The 21294-nt window shown below is 55.5% G+C and carries 15 protein-coding genes and 2 pseudogenes; 8 read left to right on the top strand and 9 right to left on the bottom strand.

All coding sequences use genetic code 11. The annotated features are described in order from the left end of the window. Positions 1-147: 147 nt before the first annotated feature. The 3 genes from IGW03_RS33890 to IGW03_RS33885 form a co-directional block, all read right to left on the bottom strand. Entirely contained in the window at positions 148-861 is a 714-nt protein-coding gene (locus IGW03_RS33890; protein WP_194726841.1) for an ISAzo13-like element transposase-related protein, read from the bottom strand. Positions 862-1481: 620 nt separating this feature from the next. Beyond that, positions 1482-1616, bottom strand: coding sequence for a hypothetical protein (locus IGW03_RS38770; protein ID WP_267253651.1), 135 nt, complete (start codon positions 1614-1616; stop codon positions 1482-1484). A 473-nt stretch (positions 1617-2089) separates the two neighbouring features. Next, the gene (locus IGW03_RS33885) at positions 2090-2638 is read right to left on the bottom strand and encodes a hypothetical protein (RefSeq protein WP_194726840.1); all 549 of its coding nucleotides are present in this window, start codon (positions 2636-2638) and stop codon (positions 2090-2092) included. 884 nt (positions 2639-3522) lie between these two features. Here IGW03_RS33885 and IGW03_RS33880 point away from each other — a divergent pair. Further along, entirely contained in the window at positions 3523-4545 is a 1023-nt protein-coding gene (locus IGW03_RS33880; protein WP_194726839.1) for an IS110 family RNA-guided transposase, read from the top strand. 434 nt (positions 4546-4979) lie between these two features. Here the strand turns inward: IGW03_RS33880 and IGW03_RS33875 are convergent, their stop codons facing one another. Then, positions 4980-5936 (bottom strand): IS5 family transposase, encoded by a 957-nt coding sequence (locus IGW03_RS33875; protein WP_194726838.1) that lies wholly within the window; start codon positions 5934-5936, stop codon positions 4980-4982. 110 nt (positions 5937-6046) lie between these two features. On the opposite strand from IGW03_RS33875, the gene IGW03_RS33870 reads away from it, so the two are divergent. Then, a complete protein-coding gene (locus IGW03_RS33870; protein ID WP_194726837.1) occupies positions 6047-6856 on the top strand; it encodes an IS5 family transposase in 810 nt (269 codons plus the stop codon). Between the two features lie 276 nt (positions 6857-7132). Here the strand turns inward: IGW03_RS33870 and IGW03_RS33865 are convergent. Further along, positions 7133-8156: pseudogene (locus tag IGW03_RS33865) on the bottom strand (IS110 family RNA-guided transposase). Between the two features lie 2225 nt (positions 8157-10381). On the opposite strand from IGW03_RS33865, the gene IGW03_RS33860 reads away from it, so the two are divergent. After that, positions 10382-10588 carry a hypothetical protein gene (locus IGW03_RS33860; protein ID WP_194726836.1) on the top strand — a complete coding sequence of 69 codons (207 nt, stop codon included), beginning with the start codon at positions 10382-10384 and terminating at the stop codon, positions 10586-10588. A 613-nt stretch (positions 10589-11201) separates the two neighbouring features. Here the strand turns inward: IGW03_RS33860 and IGW03_RS33855 are convergent. Both IGW03_RS33855 and cheY read right to left on the bottom strand, forming a co-directional pair. Beyond that, positions 11202-11822, bottom strand: coding sequence for a protein phosphatase CheZ (locus tag IGW03_RS33855; RefSeq protein ID WP_194726835.1), 621 nt, complete (start codon positions 11820-11822; stop codon positions 11202-11204). Then, entirely contained in the window at positions 11819-12226 is a 408-nt protein-coding gene (gene cheY, locus IGW03_RS33850; RefSeq protein WP_228536264.1) for a chemotaxis response regulator CheY, read from the bottom strand. The genes IGW03_RS33855 and cheY overlap by 4 nt, the downstream gene beginning before the upstream one ends. Positions 12227-13673: 1447 nt before the next feature. Between cheY and IGW03_RS33845 the strand changes: the two genes are divergently transcribed. Continuing rightward, complete coding sequence (locus tag IGW03_RS33845) at positions 13674-13874, top strand: hypothetical protein (protein ID WP_194726834.1); 201 nt, start codon at positions 13674-13676, stop codon at positions 13872-13874. Positions 13875-13902: 28 nt separating this feature from the next. Here the strand turns inward: IGW03_RS33845 and IGW03_RS38970 are convergent, their stop codons facing one another. Both IGW03_RS38970 and IGW03_RS33835 read right to left on the bottom strand, forming a co-directional pair. Continuing rightward, positions 13903-16488 (bottom strand): LPD7 domain-containing protein, encoded by a 2586-nt coding sequence (locus IGW03_RS38970; RefSeq protein WP_194726833.1) that lies wholly within the window; start codon positions 16486-16488, stop codon positions 13903-13905. Next, positions 16485-16880 carry a hypothetical protein gene (locus IGW03_RS33835; RefSeq protein WP_194726832.1) on the bottom strand — a complete coding sequence of 132 codons (396 nt, stop codon included), beginning with the start codon at positions 16878-16880 and terminating at the stop codon, positions 16485-16487. Before IGW03_RS33835 ends, IGW03_RS38970 begins: the two co-directional genes overlap by 4 nt. 173 nt (positions 16881-17053) lie before the next feature. Here IGW03_RS33835 and IGW03_RS33830 point away from each other — a divergent pair, with 173 nt between their 5' ends. From IGW03_RS33830 to IGW03_RS33815, 4 genes and pseudogenes are all read left to right on the top strand, one after another. Beyond that, positions 17054-17476 carry a hypothetical protein gene (locus IGW03_RS33830; protein ID WP_194726831.1) on the top strand — a complete coding sequence of 141 codons (423 nt, stop codon included), beginning with the start codon at positions 17054-17056 and terminating at the stop codon, positions 17474-17476. Positions 17477-17682: 206 nt separating this feature from the next. Next, positions 17683-18096 (top strand): hypothetical protein, encoded by a 414-nt coding sequence (locus IGW03_RS39170; protein ID WP_228536263.1) that lies wholly within the window; start codon positions 17683-17685, stop codon positions 18094-18096. Beyond that, positions 18051-18978, top strand: a pseudogene (locus IGW03_RS33820) (ISAzo13 family transposase). The gene IGW03_RS39170 and the pseudogene IGW03_RS33820 overlap by 46 nt, the downstream one beginning before the upstream one ends. A gap of 117 nt (positions 18979-19095) precedes the next feature. Next, the gene (locus IGW03_RS33815) at positions 19096-20145 is read left to right on the top strand and encodes an IS481 family transposase (RefSeq protein ID WP_194726828.1); all 1050 of its coding nucleotides are present in this window, start codon (positions 19096-19098) and stop codon (positions 20143-20145) included. The last annotated feature ends 1149 nt before the right edge of the window (positions 20146-21294 follow it).

The following is a 21294-nucleotide window of genomic DNA, read 5'->3' as shown; positions in this document are numbered from 1 at the left end:
GACTGCCAGGCGCGACTTTCATCGTGGCGCGGAGAAACGCTCTCCAACTAGACGCCGGATAGATTTACGCAAGCCAATCAAACCACCTAAAATCTACTCTTGCAAAAAGGAGGGTGACCATAGATTTACGCAAGCCAATCAAACCACCTAAAATCTACTCTTGCAAAAAGGAGGGTGACCATAGATTTTTTTCGTATCGACGCTGATGATAGGGTCGCCTGTCGCTTTGAACTGGTTACGCTGCTCGCCTATATGCTCAAACTGCTCATTGCGTTCTTTGGGCGATGCCCCCCTGGCTTCTGTGCGGCGCGCATTGGCCTTGGGAGAGAACTCCAATTTGTGCAGCAATTTCGCAACCGTCATGCGACTCGTCGGATGACCTCGTGCGGTGAGTGCCTGGCTTAAATTGCGTAGCGAACTGCGCTTGCCTTTGGCGCGGCGCCCCATGGGATCCCCAGCGGTTTCAGACTCAAGCAGTTCGAGCAGTGCCGTCTCAAGTCCAGGGTCTTGGTCTTCGGCGGCGGGTCGGCCTCCGCCTGCCGCACGCAGGTGTGCAGCAGGTGCCTGCGTCAAGTCGGCTTTGAGCTCAATGCATCCGCGCAGAATCGTCGTTGGACTCATGCCCGTAATCCGCGCGAGCAACTGCTTACCGCCATGCCCAATATGTAATGCTTCAACGGCAGCGAACCAGCGTCGCTGCGGCTCTGTTAACCGGCTCATGAGGACATTGATGTGATGATGATAGGCCCGGTCAGGATGCTGTCGCCCAGACCTACAGATCGGACAAGTGCATTGATGTATCGATGATGTTGCCATGGCAGCCTCCTCATCAACGACTGATGCCATGAAATTGATTCTCATCTTATTCTCAGCAAATCACCATGTTGTTGTATGACAAGCCCCTATTCTCTGCAGCTTGCTGCCTCTCATTGCTCGATATTCTTCCGATGGAGCGCTTATATATGCACTACTGAGCACTATCGTTGAGCAAACTCGCCACGCATCCCCGACTACAGCGGCACGGCCGCTTAGTCGCGGGTCAAGCGACGCCACCGTCCACCCAGCGCACTCTCCTGCTTCCTGATGTACTGGAGTAGCGTATCAATGTTGGCGACCCCACCGGCACTGACTACCGCATAGCTGGATGCCCCGACTTCAGCGTGGAGTGCTTAGTCGTGGGAGTGTTCACCAGAATGTCATAAAAGCGAACGCGCCCCCCTCTTGCGTTTCCAGAACCACAGTTGGCAAGTAGTCGTCAGTGTCCGTGGATACCCGCGCACGCCATTCCCTCTAACCCGAGCGGCAATTCTTCGGACGCGCTGATTCACTGAACTGCAATCCGCTGCGGCCGAGCTGCTAAGTCAACGGAGCGACGGGCTGGCATCCAAGCTGACGATTGCGATCGGCGTCTGCTACCGCCGGAGCTCGCAGCTGACGCGATAGACACAACGTGACTTCCCTGAGCGTCTCTCACAACGCCATTAATTAACTGCAGCGACCGCATTGCTAGGCATATGGAACTTCGTCGCCGCTTCAACGGTATCGCTCACCATTTGTGTTGCAGCGTAGGTGGCTGATACGATCAGTAATAGGCCCAACACCAGTATCTTGACCATCGTCCCTCCCTTGTCCGATCGCAGTCACCAATCGCATTGTTTGAAAATGCCGAACGACGCCATCGTCGTGATGAAGACGCCCCAACGTTAAAGCTGGCAAAACACCGTACAGAAAATCGCATCGTCACGAAGGTAACCAGGTCGGTTTAGCCGGAAATGCTCTGCTGTCTCGCACAGAATGATCGCCTCGTATAACCGCAGACGTACCCACCCCGCATCACGTGCGGCACATCCGGTCCCTCGTGTCTGGTATCCCAAAAGCAGAGCGTCGCCGGTCGCATCCATCCCATAGGCATACGGCTCGACCACGCGCTGATACCCATGGTAGTGCAATGCCATCCGACGCTGGTTTCGGATGGCTTGAACAATGCGTGAATTCATGCATCCCCCTCGTTGGGATCAAGCACTGCCTGACTTGCCGAATGCGCTCGCAGCCATACACGTTCGGCTGCGAGCGATACCCGGTCGCGTTCTTACACGGTTTCCATCGACGTGCTGAGCACGCGCATCAAATCAGTCTTTTTCTGCGGATCGACAAAGCCGACCAACACATCACCACGGTCAACGGCGCTGCTTTGTGGCGCATTGAGCCAATTCCTGATTGCCGGGCGCCGCGGCACCGGCAGTGCCGGTGGCGACCCATCCAACCCGCCCTGCGGTGCCAAGGTCATCGATACAGTTGATGACCACCCGCGAGCGGTCACCTTCATCGCTTGCGCTGGTCGTGAATTCCACTTTTTCCGCACTGTCGATATCTTTGAAGCCATTGCCCTGAGCGTGCGTGGATTTACCTCGGCCTCCCGAACGTCCGGGACCAGCAGTCGTGGCATGACCTGATCGGCACCGCCATACCTCTCGCGACCACCGACAATATTGTTGTATGTGCCGTCGACCGTACGCAAGCCGTAGGGTAGCCTCAGATTGCTGCCAATCGTTGCCAAGTGTTCTCCCACCACATGCCGCTCGGCGGTAGCATTTCGCATGAGCATAAATTCGAGATCATGTTTGACGAGCGTACCCATATTCTTCTCCCTGCCCTGCTATAGGCCTATTGCGGTAACGAAATGGACATTGGTAGGTAGTCCCCCTATCCTCGAATATTAATTTCCTTGGGGATAGTTATATTTGGTTAAATGTCGCTCCGCCACTGGACAAAGGTCCATATCGACCTCAGTACAGGGTGATTGCGAGTTCTCAAAGTTCAGCTCTAACTGCAAGTGCGCGGGGTCTGCAATAGACGTCGTGTGGGTGGTAGTTTCCCTATGAAAAGGCGATGTTGTATATTGCCCATTGCGGTATGTTAAGGACGAGATTTTTTTTCCTCTGGCAATGTGTTTTTCTTGCTTACGACAGCGCTTTTGCGTGCACTTCTTTTGCGCTTTATCAGACCGCCAGCAGCGCTACCAACAGATCACCGTGGCTGCCAATGAACAACCATTGTGTTTGACCGCTTTAGGTGAATACCGACCACACCAGCGATGTGGTCCATCCGGAGATAGAAGTGAATGCCGCAGCCCGACCTGTGAAAAGCCAACAGAGCGGTCAGCTGTAGAGGTGGGGGGTATGTTCAGCAGTGTCGCCAGCAGACCAGGAGCCCACATGCCGGGGTCATCCATGCCCGGATGGTACGCAATAACCGCGGTCAGTAATAACCGGGTGGCGAGACCGGTCTTGCTTGTTTTCCTCCTCTGTCCTCTTTCTTCTGTCGGCCGCATAAGCTACTCGTCCCACCGAACGGCATGAGCGTCATGCCCCCCTAGAAATGGAATGGGCGCCTCCCCCGAAAGGGCTGACGATCTAGAAGTGATGTGGGACAAGGAAAGAAGGTGGGTTCCCGCACCTGAACGGCATCGATGTGCCAAAGTGGAAGATGCGAATCGAACCACTGCTATGGAGGGGAACCCAAATGAAGCATACCGTAGTTGGCGTTGACATTGCAAAGAGCGTTTTCCAGATCCACTCAGTTGATCTTGAGACCGGCGAAATCATCAGCAAGCAACTCAAACGTGCCCGCCTGCTTGAGTACTTCGCCAACCGTAAGCCATGCCTGATCGGTATGGAGGCATGCGGAGGCTCGCAGCACTGGGCCAGATGCTTAACGGCAATGGGGCATCAGGTTAAGCTTATGCCTGGCAATGCAGTTAAGGCGTTCGTGACGGGGAATAAGAATGACGTCGGCGATGCAAAGGCAATCTGGACTGCGGTACAACAGCCTGGTGTCAGGGCTGTCGCGATCAAGACTGAAGAGCAGCAAGCCGTGCTGGCAATGCATCGCATGCGGCAGCAACTGGTGAAGTTCCGGACGATGCAAAGTAACGGACTGCGTGGGCTGATGATGGAATATGGTGAAGTCATGGCAGTGGGCCGAGCGGCATTGAACCGGGCAATGCCAGACGCACTTGCACGGCTAAATAAGCGATTGCCTGCCATGTTGATTGCCTCTCTCAGGCAGCAATGGGAAATGCTGAGCAAGCTTGATGAGCAGATTGCCCACATAGAGCAACGGCTGCTGGACTGGATGAAACAGGACAAGGCCTGCAAAACGATCGCCGCCATTCCTGGTGTGGGGATGCTTACAGCCACAGCGGTAGTCGCGAGCATGGGTGATGCCAAGGCATTCCGGTGTGCTCGTGAATTCGCGGCATGGCTGGGATTGGTACCTCGACAGTGTGGCACGGGAGGCCGGGTCAGGCTGCTGGGAATCAGCAAGCGTGGTGATACCTATTTGCGCACGCTGCTTATCCACGGTGCTCGGGCGGTGCTTACACACGCAAAGGAGCCTGGTGCTTGGATTGCCCAGCTCGCAAAGCGGCGGCCGCCCAACGTAGTAACAGTCGCGCTGGCCAACAAGATGGCGCGTACCATCTGGGCACTACTGGCACATGGCCGGGAATATAGCAATACGCATGTCAGCGTTGGACCGGCATAACAGTATCAGGCACTATCGTAGGACCGTAACGAAGTACAGGCACATCAGAGTTGCGCAAGGTAATTGAGCGTGATGGCAAACAGGTCAGACCGGTACTCACTCAACCTGAATAACACGTCGGGTAACAAGCCCGTTCTAGAAATGAGGTGTGAGTCAGCGGATTCCATCAAGGCCCGCAGCGGTAAAACGCTGCAACAAGGCCGGATATAAAACTGCAACCTCGCCTGCCCAACACGTCAATTCTCTTGCAAAACTGGAGGCGCCCATATAAGCCTGTTATGAACTAAGGAACCTCTGCTCAAGTCTGGGAATCGGGAGTCAAGGGTCTGTACATTGATCGATATTGCGTACTGTCGATCGAACCAAGCGCCAGTTCCCCCTTTCGACACCCTGGTATGCGCTGCTTTGGCGCGCCCCGGAGCGCAGCGGGGGGACTACGCCCTTTGCAGCGCTGCGCACCGTCGCGCCAGGAACAGGTTCGCCAGCGCGCAGGCCACATAGGCACGCGTGGCGTTCTTCGCAATGCCGCGATAGCGCACCTTCGCAAATCCCCACAGCCGCTTGATGACCAGAAACGGATGCTCAACCTTCGCACGCGTCGTCGACTTGCTACGGTTGGCCGCAATCTCACTCTCGGTCAATGGCCGATTGCGGTAGGCACGCGCTTGTGTGAAGTCCTTTGCGCGCGGTGCCTTCCTGCGTATCGTTTGTGCCTGATCCCGGTACGCGCTGTCGCCATACACTCGCGTCTCGTTCCCGTGCAACAGGTCGGGCAGGACTTCGCTGTCGTGCACGTTGGCTGAACTTGCCGCCGCACTGTGGATCAAGCCCGTCTTGCTATCGACGCCAATGTGCAGTTTCATCCCGAAATGCCACTGGTTGCCTTTCTTCGTCGAGCGCATTTCAGGATCGCGCTTCTTATTCGCATTCTTGGTCGACGACGGCGCAGCAATGAGGGTGGCATCGACGATCGTGCCGCCCGACACTTTGATGCCTCGCTCTTGCAGAATGCGGCCGACATCGGCGAACAGGCGCCGGCCCAGGTCATGCTCTTCCAACATGCGGCGAAAACGCAGGATGGTAGTTTCATCGGGCACCGGCTCGCATCCCAGGTCGATACCGGCAAAGCGACGCATGCTTTCGGATTCGTACAATGCCTCTTCCAGACCCGGATCGGACAAGTTGTACCAATGCTGCAGAAAGTGTAGGCGCAGCATCTTCATCAAACCAAGCGGGGGCCGACCATTGCCCGCCTTTGGGTAATACGGTACCAGCAAGTCGTGTAGCTCTTGCCACGGAATGACTTGTTCCATGCCGTTGAGGAACTTCTCGCGCTTGGTCGGTTTGCGGTACAGCTCGAAGCTGCCTTGTGCCAGCGTTTGTTGTTTCATCGTCAGATTTCCTTCTTCCGTTTCAAGTCTGCATGCTTAACGCATGACACAATAAAACGGACGACTTTTGCAGAGATTCCCTAATGAAATAGCAACAAGTCCATGGCGGCATGATTGCCAGAAAACCCTATCCAAGCGACGTGCAAGACGAAGAATGGGACTTCGTTGCACCTTACCTGTCATTACTGCCACTGGACGCAGCGCAACGTGAGCATTCATTGCGCGAGGTGTTCAATGCTCTGCGCTGGCTGGTAAGAAGCGGTGCGCCATGGCGTATGTTGCCGCATGACTTCCCGCCCTGGTACACCGTGTATCAACAGACGCAGCGCTGGATCAAGGCAGGTTGCTTCGAAGCGATTGCACATGATCTTCGTTCATTACTACGCCTGGCTGCCGGACGCGAACCGGCACCGACAGCGACAATTCTCGATAGCAGAACCATTCAATCCACACCGGAAAGTGGTGCTCGTGCCGGCTATGACGGTGCAAAACGTCGCAAAGGATCGAAGGTGCATGCGGCAGTCGATACCTTGGGTCATTTGCTGGCGCTGCATGTCACGCCGGCCAATGAACAGGACCGGGATCAGGTGGCCCAGCTGGCCAAAAGCGTGCAGGAAGCGACCAACCTTAACGTCGAGGTCGCATATGTCGATCAGGGCTATACCGGCGAAGCTGCGGCCGAGCAGGCACAGGACTTTTGCATGGAGCTCATGGTGGTCAAGCATACCGAGGCCAAGAAGGGCTTTGTGCTGCTGCCACGGCGATGGGTCGTTGAGCGCAGCTTCGCCTGGGTCGCGCGGTTTCGAAGATTGGCTCGCGACTATGAACGCATGGCACAGACGTTGGCTGGACTTCACTACGTCGCCTTCGTCTGCCTCATGCTCAGTAAAACCATGTCCGTCTTCGGCTTTAGTTCATAACACGCTTATATGGGCGCCTCCAGTTTTGCAAGAGAATTGACATGTTGGGCAGGCGAGGTTGCAGTTTTATATCCGGCCTTGTTGCAGCGTTTTACCGCTGCGGGCCTTGATGGAATCCGCTGACTCACACCTCATTTCTAGAACGGGCTTGTTACCCGACGTGTTATTCAGGTTGAGTGAGTACCGGTCTGACCTGTTTGCCATCACGCTCAATTACCTTGCGCAACTCTGATGTGCCTGTACTTCGTTACGGTCCTACGATAGTGCCTGATACTGTTATGCCGGTCCAACGCTGACATGCGTATTGCTATATTCCCGGCCATGTGCCAGTAGTGCCCAGATGGTACGCGCCATCTTGTTGGCCAGCGCCACTGTCACCACGTTGGGCGGCCGCCGCTTTGCCAGGTGGTCAATCCAGGCACCTGGCTCCTTTGCGTGTGTAAGCACCGCCCGAGCACCATGGATAAGCAGCGTTCGCAAATAGGTATCACCACGCTTGCTGATTCCCAGCAGCCTGACCCGGCCTCCCGTGCCACACTGTCGGGGTACCAATCCCAGCCATGCCGCGAATTCACGAGCACACCGGAATGCCTTGGCATCGCCCATGCTCGCTACTACCGCTGTGGCTGTAAGCATGCCCACGCCAGGAATGGCGGCGATCGTTTTTGCAGGCCTTGTCCTGTTTCATCCAGTCCAGCAGCCGTTGCTCTATGTGGGCAATCTGCTCGTCAAGCTTGCTCAGCATTTCCCATTGCTGCCTGAGAGAGGCAATTAACATGGCAGGCAATCGCTTATTTAGCCGGGCAAGTGCGTCTGGCATTGCCCGATTCAATGCCGCTCGGCCCACTGCCATGACTTCACCATATTCCATCATGAGCCCACGCAGTCCGTTACTTTGCATCGTCCGGAACTTCACCAGTTGCTGCCGCATGCGATGCATTGCCAGCACTGCTTGCTGCTCTTCAGTCTTGATCGCGACAGCCCTGACACCAGGCTGTTGTACCGCAGTCCAGATTGCCTTTGCATCGCCGACGTCATTCTTATTACCCGTTACGAACGCCTTAACTGCATTGCCAGGCATAAGCTTAACCTGATGCCCCATTGCCGTTAAGCATCTGGCCCAGTGCTGCGAGCCTCCGCATGCTTCCATACCGATCAGGAACGGCGTGCGATTGCCAAAGTGCTCTAGCAGACGACTACGTTTTAGCTGCTTGCTGATGATTTCGCCGCTCTCAGGATCAACTGAGTGGATCTGGAAGACGCTTTTTGCAATGTCAACGCCAACTACGGTATGCTTCATTTGGGTTCCCCTCCATAGAAGTGGTTTGATTCGCATCTTCCACTTTGGCACAACGATGCCGTTTAGGTGCGGGAACCCACCTTCTTTCCTTGTCCCACGTCACTTCTACATCGTCACCCTTTCGGGGGAGGCGCCCATTCCATTTCTAGAAAGCAAAGACCCACCACAGCAAGGACCAATAACCGCGTGTCATATGATCAGACCGTACCATGAACTCAGCCCAGTCAAGCTCGTCCTGCATCTGCTTGTCGCTTTATTCTATCCTATTGCGCATTCCGTATGAACGTACCACTTCGGCCAGCGGTGCCTCTTTGAACCGAGTCGTAGTAAGACACAAGGCGTTGAGACCCGGTAACGTGTGGCGGTTGGTCATGGCGCCGATGGCAGGTGCTGGCCCGTGCGGCCCCTAAGTATATAGCGCCAACGCCGACCAGCTGCGCAACAACGTTGGGTAGGACCATGATGCAAGGCGGCGTATAACGTGCTGCCGTGCGTGCAAAATCTATGAAACGCGTCTTGCAGCGACATTGGTGTTGCTCCATCCATCCGTGAGCCGAGTTCCCTTAATTGATAGAAATCAATATTGAATTAACACTCTGGCATTGTCTCGTTGGCTCTTGGAATCTAAGCTTGCAAAAACAAATTGAAAAGGGGAAAGAAAATGGAGCCGACCGTCATCAGCCAGATAGTACCCGACCATAAGATTAACCATATCGGAAGCCTCACGAAAAACAAGTTGCACGCCGCCTTTTGCATCCTGGCTTCGTCATCGATAAGCATCGGCATTCTGGTCTGGCTGTTATAGTCCTTCGATAAAGCTACAGCCCTGAATGACAGCCGTGTTCATACGTGACATAAGCGTGACGCCCCTCTTTCAGCAGCGGCGAGCGACAAACCAGTCTGCGACGCTGAGCCGGTTCGAACCAGGAAGAGGCGACTTTGCATGGCTGGGTAGCCAATATCTCCACCAGTTCGGCTGAGCGGCCATGCCGTCGTAACGCTCTCATGCAGTCGGCATAACGACCATCACCAAGCTGAATTCCCCGAAGACTTGGACATTCACCTAGTCGTTGATAATTACATTACGCACAACCATTCCACGCTACGTGCGTGGCGGGTGCAGCGACTTCGCAATCGTTTGCACGACACGCCTAATTACAGTTCATGGCTGCATCAGCTAGCGCATTGGTTCGCATGACCGTCACCAGAGTACGGGTCGGCGATGATAATATTGAGCCGATCTAGCATGGCCACAGCCAGACATGTGCGTCAGTATTTCGTAACGAAAGGGAAATGCTAACTCCGTGGATCAGTGCAGTGATGGGGCTGATACATGTTGCCGTTTTCAACGCAACGTTGCCCCCTGCGATGGTGCCAAAAGAGCTGGGCGAACGTCTCCATCTGTGTCGACGCGGATGCTGTTGCAGACGCCATCAGAACACGATGAGGACGGCGCCAAAACGGTCCTGCGTTGGACGGTGGAAGGTAATTACTGGGTTGGAACGAGCGAGGTGGCACAAGCACAAGAAACTCCAGCTATCACCGTTTTAGCGCGGGGGAGGGTGCGATACCTGCGTGATCGTTAGCCGATTTTTTTCAACAGTAAAAGGACCGCATATAAAATGGTACCGCTTACCAGTATTACGCTGAGCAATCGTGACCATTTCTTGGATTTGGCTGCGCAGTATCCACAGCGCGCACGAAGCCAGTCGTTGCTGGCGCCGCAGCCGTGACATTTAATATTCATTTTGATCCTCCCTGCATTAGCTTATCAAAGTTACTTCAAAGAAGATTCCCATATATATGGGATGGAAAGACAAAGTCGGTGCTCGTCCGCGAATTGAGCAAAGCGTTTCACCCAAATGTCCAACAGGCAGCGCCGTTCAGGGCGCTGAGGGATAGGTGCCGGGCGTAGCCTTGTATCAACCATGGTAATTCTCGCTTAACGACTGTCCCTTTTCGCAGTATGAAGCACTGCACCGACCACTAGGCTCGCACACTCCGACTTCGCCTGAAAGACCGGCATGTCAACGCTTTGCGCTTTTAGCTTTATGCGATACCGCGCCGCGGAAGTGGGGTATCCATATGATGATGACTCAGGTATGACCACTCCAGCCTCCTAAAGCCTCGCGGCGTGGAAGGACCTATCGAAATGTTCGACTAGTCGCGTCTCATGACCGACTCTATACTCGACAATAGGCAACCTACATTTCTATGAAGCGATCATGACCCTGTCAGAACTGATCAGTATTTTGCACCATTACCGCGCTCTCGCTGGTGACCAGGAAGTATGGGTGGCAGGTGACATACTGCGCAAAGTGGACAAAGTCACCGTTGAGCAGGATCCTTTCTTTGACAAGCCGACCATTATTCTTGCAGTCGAAGACGATGCTCCCCGTCAAGGTGGCGGGTTCGACGGCCGGGGTCGGTGAGCGGCGCCACATCTGCAGCTTGCGGAAGCGAACCGGGAACTTCTGCTGACCAACGATGCCATTCCACCGCCAGAATATTCATTGTTGCATTCATGATTCGATGAGCCATCGTACCAAAGTTGTTGCAAGTTCGTTACCGTATCCGAAGGCCCCTTACCGTGCATTAGTGCTGCAGGACGATGGAAGATAAATTGGAGTGCCCAGTACGCCGGCAAGCAGGTTCCAGAGGCTAAGCTCGTCTTGCGAAGATCGTTGTGCGAAGAAAGGATTTCGACCATCGATTAAGCACTAGGCTGGCCAACGGCAATGATGTGCTCTTTGCTGGCAAGGTGAATGCGCAGGCACCTGGACAACCAGCCTGGCGAAGCCGGGGACTGACGCCGCTAGAGTGCATGGCGAAGCCTGTTGCGGTAAGAGAGTGATGACGTCGGAGTGTGGACCGAGGAAGTCGACGAAGAGGATGCCCCGCCCGGACCTATAACGTGTGGGAACGCTGTACAGTCCCTACAAATCAGGAACGCACCCAAAATAAAGCAGTCGATATGCAGCGACTGCGGCACAAGTCGCCTCGCATCCCCCGACTAAAGCCTAGGGATATTCTCGGCGACTTTTTTCAAAATCCGAGTTCGGCAAGCAAATCGTCTACTCCATCCTGTTCCAGTGCCACACTGCCGGGAGCACCCGGGCCTGCCAGCAGTTCGTCTGCGCGCAGATGTTGAGCGCTGGTGGCGGGAGCCGCATCAATGAGCAGGCGTAGCAGATCGTTTTCGGTCTGCGCGATCACGTCAACCACCTTTTTGATCAGCTGGCCTGTTAAATCCTGAAAGTCTTGCGCCATCATGATTGCTGACAGATTCTTGCAGGTTTGCGCGCAGTCGCCCCCCGCACTTGCCAAAAACACACGCGTTTGTGTCGCGAGTTCCTGAAGCGATGCCGGCATGGCGTCGGGTGCAATGGCGTCCCAGCGAAGCGCGAGCTGTAGCGCGGAATCCGCAAGCCGTTCCTGCATGGGCGCGGTTTCCTCGACTTTATTTAATACGGTATGCGCGGCTTTTTCCGTCAGTTGCCCAATGTGCAGAAGTCGCTCTCGTGCAGAAGGGAACTGCGCTGCTGCCTCAGTCAACACATGCCCGGCACCCAGTACACGAAGCGCTTCATGTAAATCACGGACGATGACGCCCAGACGGGCATACACTTCGGTATCGCCGGCCTCGGCTGGTGTGGACGGTGTCATGCGGATATTCCTTTCTTCTGGAAGATTTTGACGAGTTTTTCTTGAAGGGTGGTGGCGTTGAAAGGCTTAACAATATAACCATCAGCACCGGCTTGCGCCGCAGCGATGATGTTTTCCTTTTTTGCCTCGGCAGTCACCATCAGCACTGGGAGCGCCGATAGGGAGGGATGGGCGCGAATCTTTTTCAGTAACATCAACCCATCCATTTCCGGCATATTCCAGTCCGTCACGACAAAATCCGCCATTGGTTGATCATCCGTCGTTGACAACAGATACTTGAGGGCTTGAGCCCCATCCTCTGCTTCGGCAATGCGATGATGACCAAGTTCGCGTAGGAGATTGGAGAGGATGCGCCGCATCGTCGAAAAATCGTCAACTACCAGAAAACGCAAATCAGATGCCATAATAAAGTCAGCCTAAGCTGAGGTAAAAGATCCAGATAATTATCGCTCTATCAATACCTTAAAGCAACTTGTTTACGGACTGGTGTGACGACGTCCGTCCTCCTTGTTAACACCACTAGGAAGCGCGCCGTTGTCGCTCGCCACTCATGCGGGGAGACAAGGAAGGCACCATTGGACTACGCGGGCGCATTCTGTTGCTCGATGTCTTGACGCAGGATGTCGATAGGGGCGGCTCCAGATGGGGCCGCGAAGTAAGACCGACTCCAAACGTCGCAACAACCGGCTCGACACGCCCTTGAGGCCACTAGACCAGCTAGGCTGTGGGAGGGAAAAACCACTTAGATGAACTACTCCATCTAAGCCAATTGCTCGGCTGTAGATGGTGTTTCCTGGGGTTGTACCCGGGACGTTCCAAACCCAGTATGACCTTCCACCATCCAACGCAGGACCGTTTTGGCGGCGTCCTTATCGCTTCCGCAATGGCTTCTGCACCGACACAGTTGGACACGCTCGCCCAGCTCTTTTGACACCAGCGCGCCGCACCGGTGGCAGCGTTGTGCGGGTTTCAGCTTGCGGGTGTTGGCCAGTTCCAACCAGGCCTCAGTTTCTTCCGCTTTGGCCCCGAGCATCCGCTATCACATGGCAAGGGCAGTATCCGGAATGCTGTGGTTTAATTCGGCCTTGGCTGCTGCCCCATTTGGCAGCGCTTCCCCCGTAGTTTCATCCACTGTCTTCTTCGGCCGACGCGACATGCCCGACACGTTCAGCTCTTGCTCCCGATTAGCCTGGACGTCTCCACCAGCCACGTTGTCAGCTTATGAAAGAAACCCTTTCGCTAGCGTGCAATCTTGCTGTGCAAGCGGCAGGGAGCAGCGCATACAGGCGTTTGAGCCGGTTCGACTTCGCCAGCGTGTGCCCTTCCTTAAGCGGCGCACCGGACTGCTTCGCCTCAACGTCGCTACGCGACCGGCCGGGTATGGCTGGAGCACTACGGGAAATTTTGGTAGGTCTGGTGAAAGAACGTCTATCCTTTTCAACGCGCCGACGAGGCATACCATCCTCGACGGGTCCGAGAGCCAGTCGTGGCAGGTCAGTAAGGTTTGGCAGCCATCGATCCCCATGCTCTCCTCGACGAGCCAAAGCCTCCCCGCAGTTTGCGACGGGACTTCACGCAGATGACGCCACATGACTGAATTGGCAGCCGGCTATGAAGTCGGTCCTTTTTCGCTGCTTCATGTGGGACGGCACCGATTGAAGTCTTGCGTCAATACATCAAGCAACAGCAGGCCCCAGTGTCGTTCCATCGCGTGTTATCTCCCCGCCATGACAACGGGTGACGGCGCATTCGGTAATTCGTGATCCACAAATGGATAGCCTTTGCCGACGCCCTGTGCCACCCTGCCGGCAGTCCGCGTCGATATACTAGATTGACGCAAAGGAGGCCAGTATGAACTACGAAGCGCTCACTCTCGAGAATGGTGTCACCGATGACCCAGTGCGCACGTTTGCTGCGAAAGTCCGCGCGCTGTACGGCGATTACCCGCCGGCATTCAGCCAGGCGCATCATGGCGACGTACAGACGCCGCATACGCACTTCCTCCCAACCCCTCAAAAAGTCGTGATTGCGCACCGCTTGGCGCTGTCTTGACACCGCGCGGCGTGGTTTCAGCGCCAGCCTAGTCCCTTTTAGGCGTCCGCGGTCCAGGTCCGTCTGGCATCGGCGGCTCCAGCAAGCAATAATCAGGCAGACGCTTCTTGGGCGCGTGGAGCTCTGCGCGCATTCTCTCCAGTTTGTCGTTGAATTCCTTGCTGTGGAATCGAATGCTCATGTTTCGCTCGGCGGCAATCTGGACAACCCGTTCATTGAACGCATCGTCCCCAAGCGGATCGAAATGCCCATTGCCGAACCGCCTCTGCGCGAGCAGCAACGCCAATTCGATGCTGTCTTCAGATTGTTCCATGACGTAAATGGCGTTGCTCGTATCGCGAAGGATTTCCACTCCATCTCCATTGAAATACGACACGTCGCCGTTGCTCCGCACCTTGTATGAGAGCTTTTCTGTCGGCTCCACAAGTGCGACCGTGGTGCTCATGCCCATCATGACAAACGCACTGCCCCGTGGCTTTTTCCGCCGCTCAACCTCAATGCGCTGACACCGTAACTCGAGTAGCGCTTCCACATCGCCCGCCTGCGCGCGTTCCATGAGGAACCCTCGATACACGGCGCGTGCAGGGTCGGTCCGGTCAAGCTCAGCGATTCGCTCGCGTGCCGCCCGAATCTCCGCCTGCAGCCGCTTTTTTTCCTGCACGACCTGCATTTTTAGAAGCGAGCGCTGCGCTCTGAAGTCGGCATAAGCCAAACGGCGCCGGCGCAGGTGCTCCATGTCTAGCTGATGTTGCTCGCGCAATTGGCGTAAAGCGACCTTGGCCGCGCGTATCGTCGCACGCTCAACCGGTCGCAGGTCGAATCGCTTGGTACGCCGCGCTTGCTGGTAGCGGCGCCACATCGCCGGGTTAGGCGACGATGGTGTGATTGGCGCACGCATTGAGAGGTTTTGCAGCGTGTAGGCACTTTGAAGATAGCGTGACGCCTCAGGCCACGATAACCGGATATGCCGCGTAAGGAAGTCGGCCACATTGGCGTTCTGCGTCGAGTTCCGATGCCGGATCCGCGGCGCTGCGTCTTTGAAATGCGAACCCTCCGTGATCACATACTCCTCTGGCCGCACACCATAGTCCTGCGCCAGCTGCGCAAGAAGGAAATCTGGATCCAAACGACGCTTGATTTCGTTCATCAAGGTTCCCTGCCCGTCTTCGGCGCAGGCACGCGCGTCGATGTGGTCGCGTAGCAGCTGCTCTTGGTAATTATCCGCAGCCCGACCGGTTCGCTCGTTGACTACGCGTCCGGTTCGCCCGGCAGGTGGTGCGAATCGCACTGCTCCATCGGTATCGGCGCGTCCCTGTCGTCCCACACTATCACCAGCATGTCCTTGCAGAATGCGCGCACCGCCCCTGGCGTCGCGGTCCAGACCGCGTGCGTGCATGCTTGGCATAGTGTGAATACTTGGGGTCGCCTGTCCACGGGCAAATTGCACAAGGTACGACTTGTCAGCGGCAGCTCTGGCGGATGCGCTGGCCCCTGCGGATGCGGGATCGGCGTCTGCGTCTTTACCGGTGTCGTCATCAATGCGCTTTCGGCGTCCTGCTCGTGCGTCGTTTTGTCCATGGTTCTCTCCCCTGTCATACCGTCGATAGAACTCTTTTTCCAGATTCCCCAGCAGCACCATTTTTATTTCGCTGTCGGCGGCCTTGTATTCCGCATATTCTTTCTTGCGCCCGCTGTTGAGCAGCTTGATCTCACGCGACCGCCGCGACACCCAGTCGTCCACCAGATCGTCCAATTGGTCGTCCGTGCGCTTGCCAACGCCGACCTGCCCCACGGGATTGCGGTCAAATTTCGGCATCGCACCCATGCAATCGCGAAAGATCCCGCTTGAGAGATTGACCCATTTATCGAAGCCCGGCGGTTTAACGGCGACATACTCTCTCTCCGTTCCCTTGCCTTGGTTGCGCACCCGGACCTCTCCATACTCTTTCGCAAGCGCAATCAAGCCCTCTTTGTTGGATATCTGACGTTCGACCACCGCCGCTTCCAGCACTTGCTTGACCTTCTTGAACGAGCCTGTTTTGAACTCCGTGACACGATCGCGCCCAAGGATGTTTGCCTTGGTCATGCTGTCGGCGCGTGGCCGGTCTTTGGGCGACACCAGTTTGTAATCCCGGTTAATCGCTTCTTGCAGCGCGTCTAACCAAACAATGTTTTGCTCCGTACGCCCGATTGGATTGAGTGCCTTGCCGCTTAGCAAGTTCAAGTTCGGGATGACCAGATGAATGTGGTCCAACCGGTCCACATGTTCGCCGGTTGTCTCGTGAATGGATGACTTGATCTTGGCGTAGTGGGCCTCGGCATAAAAGAGATATTCGTCGGGCCGGTAGGCGGCCATCAGATCTGCCACATACCGGTCCAGTATGTCCTTCATGACCTCTTTGGGCAGGTCTTTTTCGGCAAACGAGAGTATTAGGTGCAGGTATTTTTCCGCTGCGTGCTCGATGGTCTTGATAAGCTTGCGCGTCGCCTCCGCGTCGCCGGCGAGCGGGACACGCTCGTCAAGCTCATCGCGGGTGAAGAGCCTGCCCGCCTTTCTGCCATGTTCCAGATATTCGATGATGCCGCCGTTGCCGCCGCCTTGCCGGATGATCACGGCGGCAACCTCGACACCATCACCCGGGTAAGGATGGCGAGTTGCTCCGCGACTGCCGCATAGGTCTTGTCGGAACAACGGTCGTTCAAATAGTCGTAATGGAGTCTCCTGGCTATGTGGTTCATGTTGTTGGATACCGACGCAAAGAGCCGAAGCATGTTCCGATTCAATTCCTTCATCTTCGCTGGGATCGGTGGCGCTGGCTGAATGACGACCCTTTCGTTGTCGAACGCGGCTTGCAGTGTCTCGCGAATGAAGCGCGACGCCGACATGCCGCCGGCCTTGCACGCCACCATTACCTTGTCATGCAGCGACTTAGTCAGCCGGCACGCCACCACGGGCGATTTTTCTTTGCGATCGCCGGCTGCAGGCGTTGCAAGCAACTGGCTCATTGATGCCTCCATCGAAGAAAGAATGCGTGCGTCAGCACGTGGTTTGGGGAGTTGCTAAGAGGGCGGCGCCCTCTTAGGCACGAATTTGTGAACGTTTGCATTGGGCAAACGTTTACGAATTAGTCGTGCCTACGGCTGTGCTACAGTTTCATGTAATAAAGAGTAGCACTGGCGTGACGCTGAAAGTGCCTAAAAAGTCTTGCAGACGCCAGATCATGAGCCCACCGCCGGACGAAATCGGCGCAAGAGTCATGCCTCCGCCTACGGTGGCAACGCCTCATTTGCGCGCCATCTCGTATGGGTTGTCGATGGCGGTCCGCATTCTGGCACGCCAACTGGCATGCTCTGCACGCCAGTTGGAGCGCATTCCACGCCGTGATGCCGGCCTGACCAATTGTGGTCGGGTGCATTGGAAGCTCCTTGAGCAGGCGATGGATGCGGCGCTCCTGGTCCGGTTCCTGCAGCGCCTGGTGCGCGATGCACAGCGCAAGGCATCTCTCATGCTTGACAATCTGCCGACCCACTATGGGCCACCAGTGGTGACTTGGGTGGAGCAACATCGTGGCTGCAATGATGTGTTGTCTCTGCCGTCCTAGAGCCCGCAGCTCAACCCGGACAGACTGCTCAATGCCGAGGCGAAGCAAGCGATCACGACACAGGCACTGACGCGCCTGAAAGAGTAATCAAAGAAAGCGGTGATTGGTCATTTGCGCAAAATTAGGCTTGTCATACAACATGGTGATTTATTGAGCATAGGAGGAGAATCGGTTTCATGGCATCAGTCGCTGATAAGGAGGCTGCCATGGCAACGTCATCGATTCACCGGTGCACCTGCCCAATATGCAGGTCAAATCGGCCGCATCATGACCGGATCTATCACCACCACATCAATGTACTGATGAGCCGTCTCAGCGAGCCACAGCGGCGTTGGTTCGCCGCTGTCGAAGCGCACCGTATCGGGTATGGCGGTAAAAGACTATTGGCGTGGATCACCGGCATGAGTCCAACGACGATTCTACGTGGTTGCATGGAACTGGAGTCTGACTTAACCGATTGCCCCGACGACCATTTGCGTGCTTCAGGAGGAGGTCGCCCCACCGCCGAAGACAGGGATCTTGAACTGGAGGTAGCTCTTCTTAACGTGCTGGCCGCTGAAACGGCGGCGATCCCATGGGGCGTCGCGCCAAAGCCAAGCGAAGCTCGCTGCGGCAGTTGAGCCAGGCAATCGCAGAAGAAGGACACCCTGCAAGCCGGATGACGGTGGCCAAACTGCTGCACAAATTGAAGTATTCTCCCAATGCCAATGCACGCCGCACTGAAGCAAGAGGTGCGTCGCCCACAGAATGGAACGCACAGTTCGAACATATCGGCGAGCAGCGTAGCCAGTTCAAAGCGACAGGTGATCCCATCATCAGTGTGGATATGAAAAAAAGAATTGATTGGCACCTTCAAGCATGCCGGACGAACCTGGCGCAAGGAAGCTGACCGTGTGTTGGTGCATGACTGGCCACAGGATGCACTTGCTCAAGCGGTTCCCTACGGCGTCCATGAGGTGACCTCCAATAGAGGCTATGTATTTGTTGGTGACTGCTTCGACACCCCTCGCTTCGCCGTGGAAGCCATCCGAGACTGGTGGTTCTGTAACGGGCAGAAGCACTATCGCGATGGGCATCGCTTGTTGATTCTGGCGGACGCAGGTGGGTCCAATAGTTGCCGGTCCAAGGTATGGAAAGCCCAATTGCAAGAACTGAGCGATATCACGCAACTACCCATTACGGTATGTCATTACCCGCCAGGATGCTCAAAATGTAACCCGATTGAGCATCGGCTGTTCAGTCAAATCAGTATCAACTGGTCAGGCATACCGTCACGCACCTTCGAGACGATGCTTGGATATATCGAGGGAACGGAAACGGAAAGCGGGCTGCATGTGAAGGCGTATCTCAAACGCGGCGGCAATGAAACTGGGGAACGCGTAACCAATGAAGAGTGGACTAAATTAAGCTTCGCCCCTCATGATACCTGCCCAGCATGGAGCTACACGTTCACTCCACGACCGTGTTGGATCGATGAAGATGACCAAGTTGTTTACTGCTAAGTTGTAGTAGTTCAGACTTGATCTGACAGTAAGGCCTTGCCAAAGGGTGGGGTTACCCGGTTTGATAGAGGTTCGAATCTTTATGAAACCAGCGCGCAAGCGCCAAGGAGTAACCCCATGACTAGTGTTCCTCAGAACGTCATCAAACACAAGGTCGGGCTGCTGAATCTGGCGGCCGAACTTGGCAACGTGTCCCGTGCCTGCAAGGTGATGGGTTTTTCCCGTGACACCTTCTATCGCTACCAGTCTGCTGTTGCCGAAGGCGGCGTAGATGCGCTGATCGACGCCAGTCGGAAGAAGCCTAACCTGCGTAACCGGGTGGAAGAAGCCACCAAAGCAGCGGTCGTCGCCTTTGCTCTTGAGCAACCAGCATTTGGACAGGTACGGGTTTCCAACGAGCTGCGCAAGCGCGGCATCTTCATTTCTCCCTCTGGCGTACGTTCCGTATGGCTGCGGCGAGACCTCGAATCGTTCAAGAAGCGGCTGGCTGCTCTCGAACGCCACGTTGCTCAAACAGGCGAGGTATTGACCGAGTCACAGGTTGCGGCGTTGGAGAAGAAGCAGGAAGATGACGTCGCGCATGGCGAGATCGAAATGGCGCATCCTGGTTATCTGGGCAGCCAGGACACCTTTTACGTGGGCACGATCAAGGACGTCGGACGTATCTACCAGCAGACCTTCGTCGACACCTATTCGAAGTGGGCAGCAGCTAAGCTCTACACGACCAAGACGCCCATTACAGCGGCCGACTTGCTCAATGATCGCGTCCTGCCGTTCTTCGAAGAACAAGGCATGGGCATGATCCGTGTGTTGACCGATCGTGGTACGGAGTATTGCGGCAAGCCGGAAACGCATGACTACCCGCTCTATCTTGCCTTGAATGATATAGAACACACGAAGACCAAGGCAAACCATCCGCAGACCAATGGCATCTGCGAGCGCTTCCACAAGACGATTCTCAATGAGTTCTATCAAGTAGCGTTCCGGCGCAAGATCTATCGTTCTATCGAAGAATTGCAGGTCGACTTGGACGAATGGCTGGCCTACTACAACAACGAACGCACGCACCAGGGAAAGATGTGCTGCGGTAGGACCCCGATGCAAACTCTGTTGGACGGAAAGGAGGCATGGCGCGATAAAATCACCGCATTGGTGCGACACGTGTAGCCGTCCACGTGTTGGTAGTAAGAATTGGACGGCAAAGCTCATCCTTGTCTTGTCACACTTTGGAAAGGAGGCTGTGACTTGCTGTACGACCAGCAGTTGCCTACCCGGGCATGCGTAACTGGTGACGGTTGCGTTTGAAGCCCCGGGGACAACGTGCCTCTCAACAGAAGGTTCATCCCAGCGATGGGAAAGGAACTGACACTGCCAGCAGCCATGCGGTGTGAGGTGCTAGGCAAGTTCCGTATGCATAAATCAATTGAACTGTTGCAAACCCTCGTTATGATTGACGAGCGAAAGCTGCTGATACGCTCTCACCAAAAGGTAAGTAGCCGGTTATTTCTGTCAATGTTAGAACTACGTCGTCATTGCGCTACCGGGGGATAGACAGATGCTAAGCGGACAGGCAGGGCAGAAGACCGCTTTGTCGACAAGGATGGGAACGTGGTAAGCCCGATTCCGTGCCTGACTTCAGCGTCTCGAAGCCAAGGCAGGCGACCTGCAAGGGAGCTGTTGCGGGAGCGGGTAAGAGAATGCGGAAAAAGCGAAGGGTGGCCTGTAATGGGTTGCATAGGGGTTCAAGCTTTGCCCTGATTCGAAAGGATGCAGACTTCCGCAAGGTGCAGCCGTCGCCATCCGGCTGCAGAGGTTCCGGTAGTGTTGTTTGCTACCCGAGGTTCAGCATGAGAGTAACCGTTGGCAGTAATGACGGTTCGGCGTCCTCGTCAAGGGAACCGCGCAGTTCGATATGGCGAAGACGAGCATTCTGGCATCGTGAAAGTGATGCAGAGTAGGCGGAATGCAAAATCGGTCTCAGGACGAGGCTTTGGTTGTGCGCGAGCCTAGTGCGGTGAAAGTCGCTCGCTGGGTTCCTAGGGGGCGGTGGCGCAGTAATGCGCTGCTGCTACCCGCTAATAGCTGAACTTGACCTGACAATCGCCAGCATCAAACCGGGCAGCTGTCAGATCAGATCGCGACTACTGCAGCTAAGCCCTATAACGCCGAAAACTCACACCAAGGGGAGGGTCGGGTAGCAGCGGCGTATTACTACGCCACCGCCCCCTAAGAACGGAGCGTGCCACTTTCACGGCACTCCGCTCAAGCCTTTCAAAGCCCCTTCACAGGAGCCGGTTTGGACACTGTCATTCCAAG

It is taken from the genome of Noviherbaspirillum malthae (genome assembly GCF_015352985.1).
Taxonomy (GTDB): domain Bacteria; phylum Pseudomonadota; class Gammaproteobacteria; order Burkholderiales; family Burkholderiaceae_D; genus Noviherbaspirillum; species Noviherbaspirillum malthae.
This window is presented reverse-complemented; position numbering and strand designations above follow the sequence as displayed.

Bases quoted from the DNA above. Each gene is read 5' to 3' on its own strand.
- IGW03_RS33835 (WP_194726832.1), bottom strand. From the start codon at position 16,880: ATGAGCCAGTTGCTTGCAACGCCTGCAGCCGGCGATCGCAAAGAAAAA.
- IGW03_RS33845 (WP_194726834.1), top strand. From the start codon at position 13,674: ATGAACTACGAAGCGCTCACTCTCGAGAATGGTGTCACCGATGACCCA.
- IGW03_RS38770 (WP_267253651.1), bottom strand. From the start codon at position 1,616: ATGGTCAAGATACTGGTGTTGGGCCTATTACTGATCGTATCAGCCACC.
- IGW03_RS33815 (WP_194726828.1), top strand. From the start codon at position 19,096: ATGACTAGTGTTCCTCAGAACGTCATCAAACACAAGGTCGGGCTGCTG.
- IGW03_RS33860 (WP_194726836.1), top strand. From the start codon at position 10,382: ATGACCCTGTCAGAACTGATCAGTATTTTGCACCATTACCGCGCTCTC.
- cheY (WP_228536264.1), bottom strand. From the start codon at position 12,226: ATGGCATCTGATTTGCGTTTTCTGGTAGTTGACGATTTTTCGACGATG.
- IGW03_RS33885 (WP_194726840.1), bottom strand. From the start codon at position 2,638: ATGGGTACGCTCGTCAAACATGATCTCGAATTTATGCTCATGCGAAAT.
- IGW03_RS33855 (WP_194726835.1), bottom strand. From the start codon at position 11,822: ATGACACCGTCCACACCAGCCGAGGCCGGCGATACCGAAGTGTATGCC.
- IGW03_RS33890 (WP_194726841.1), bottom strand. From the start codon at position 861: ATGAGAATCAATTTCATGGCATCAGTCGTTGATGAGGAGGCTGCCATG.
- IGW03_RS33870 (WP_194726837.1), top strand. From the start codon at position 6,047: ATGATTGCCAGAAAACCCTATCCAAGCGACGTGCAAGACGAAGAATGG.
- IGW03_RS33880 (WP_194726839.1), top strand. From the start codon at position 3,523: ATGAAGCATACCGTAGTTGGCGTTGACATTGCAAAGAGCGTTTTCCAG.
- IGW03_RS33875 (WP_194726838.1), bottom strand. From the start codon at position 5,936: ATGAAACAACAAACGCTGGCACAAGGCAGCTTCGAGCTGTACCGCAAA.
- IGW03_RS39170 (WP_228536263.1), top strand. From the start codon at position 17,683: ATGGCAACGTCATCGATTCACCGGTGCACCTGCCCAATATGCAGGTCA.